Origin of the sequence: Bradyrhizobium algeriense (genome assembly GCF_003062295.1) — a bacterium.
GTDB classification, from domain to species: domain Bacteria; phylum Pseudomonadota; class Alphaproteobacteria; order Rhizobiales; family Xanthobacteraceae; genus Bradyrhizobium; species Bradyrhizobium algeriense.
The window spans coordinates 1-1,410 of sequence record NZ_PYCN01000141.1 but is presented as its reverse complement, the minus strand read 5'-3'; the positions used below and the strand labels follow the sequence as shown (position 1 = coordinate 1,410).

Genomic DNA, 1,410 nt, shown 5'->3' with positions numbered 1-1,410 from the left:
TGTTTCATCTTGAGAACGCGCGCCGCAAACTAGGTGCAGCATCTATTGCCCAATGCGTCGCCGAGGCGCTGCGGCGCGGTTTGTTGTCCTAATCATCCACACCCTCCCATTTCGCGAGATGCACAAGAGACCTGGCGCTCGTCGCGCCGGGCATGTTGTATTGTGTTCTGTCCAAAAAGGTCTAGCGTAATCAAACTGAATAAGTGTTACCTGTAAAATTTGACAGGCGATTAGCAACTCTCTTTCTGGTTTTGAGGCCTCCCGATAATTTCAGGAGGTCGCTATGCATGCCATCGCACTTCACACCTCTCAATTTGGTCGTCATCTGGAGTTGCTCGCGGCGATGTATCGGCTGCGGCGCCGTGTCTTCAAGGACCGCCTCGACTGGTCAGTGTCGGTCTCGGGTGAATTCGAGCTCGATGTGTATGACACTCTCGGGCCGACTTATCTCATTCTCATGTCAGACGCCGGAGAGCCGGTTGGTTCGGTTCGTCTGCTTCCGACGACCGGACCAACCATGTTGGCCGACACCTTTCCCGTTCTGCTCGGCGGGACGCCAGCGCCGCATGACGAAAGAATTCTCGAAAGCTCACGCTTTTGCGTTGACACCAGTCTTGTCGCGGAGCAGGCGCCCAATAGTCTCAACCGCGCAACGTTTATCCTCTTCGCCGCCATGATGGAGGCAGTACGCGGCGCGCGCGCAGACAGCATCGTGACAGTCACTGATACACGTATGGAGCGCATTCTTCGGCGAGCGGGCTGGCCATTGAGGCGGATCGCTGCACCGCAGCAGGTCGGATCGACCATGGCGGTCGCCGGCTTTCTCGACATGTCCGAACAAACGCTTCACAGGATGTACGAACAAGCCGACGTCAACGGCCCCGTGCTTGTGTCATCGGATCTTGTTAACGCGGCCGCCTGATGCCCCGTGAGCAGCATCCAGCCAAGGTCATTTGACACGTAGATGCTTGCAGACCCACGACATAGTCGGGTGGTTTTGATCAATATGACGCGCGGCGAGACGCCGGCTTCGGCCGGTCTTGCCCCGCGGCACGTCAGTTTCTCGTTGCTGCAGACGGGCTTGGAGATGTTCGCCGTCGCGTCGACCCTCATCGGCGAATGCCAGCCGTTCGGGATTAAGGGTCAGCAACTCGTGCACTCGATGACGCAGCTGGACGTTGACGCTCTTTCCATTTGGCACGATCGGCGGTTTACGGACAATCTGGCTTCACGCGAGACCGGTATCATTTTCTTTGGAGGAGGTTGGCTCGAAGAAGATATCTTCATTGCCGCTCTGCAGGCCGCCGAGCGTGGATATGACGTACGCCTCCTCTCGGACCTGATCGCGACGCGTGTCGATGCGGATCGTTCACTTGCTCTGGATCGGATGGCGCTTCATGGCATCTTGGC

General features: G+C 57.5%; 2 protein-coding genes. Both read left to right on the top strand.

The window, feature by feature from the left end; all coding sequences use genetic code 11:
* Window positions 1–283 precede the first annotated feature (283 nt).
* Entirely contained in the window at window positions 284–922 is a 639-nt protein-coding gene (locus C7G61_RS42720; RefSeq protein WP_190242281.1) for an acyl-homoserine-lactone synthase, read from the top strand.
* Between the two features lie 69 nt (window positions 923–991).
* On the top strand, window positions 992–1,410 hold a 419-nt coding region (locus C7G61_RS42715), incomplete at its 3' end, for a cysteine hydrolase family protein (RefSeq protein WP_190242280.1).

Bases quoted from the DNA above. Each gene is read 5' to 3' on its own strand.
- C7G61_RS42720 (WP_190242281.1), top strand. From the start codon at position 284: ATGCATGCCATCGCACTTCACACCTCTCAATTTGGTCGTCATCTGGAG.